Origin of the sequence: Paenibacillus cookii (genome assembly GCF_018333375.1) — a bacterium.
Lineage (GTDB): Bacteria > Bacillota > Bacilli > Paenibacillales > Paenibacillaceae > Paenibacillus_AQ > Paenibacillus_AQ cookii.
On record NZ_BORW01000140.1, the window covers coordinates 1 to 255 of the forward strand.

At 56.9% G+C, this 255-nt stretch carries 1 rRNA gene; it reads right to left on the minus strand.

Annotation, left to right across the window (positions count from 1 at the left end):
* Window positions 1–255, minus strand: a 16S ribosomal RNA gene (locus KI367_RS26940); the annotation flags it as partial.

Consider the following 255-nt stretch of genomic DNA (forward strand, 5'->3'; position numbering starts at 1 on the left):
GCTTTCGCCCATTGCGGAAGATTCCCTACTGCTGCCTCCCGTAGGAGTCTGGGCCGTGTCTCAGTCCCAGTGTGGCCGTTCACCCTCTCAGGTCGGCTACGCATCGTCGCCTTGGTGAGCCGTTACCCCACCAACCAGCTAATGCGCCGCAGGCCCATCCGTAAGTGACAGATTGCTCCGTCTTTCATTACCGCTCCATGCGAAGCGATAAATTATCCGGTATTAGCTACCGTTTCCGGTAGTTATCCCGGTCTT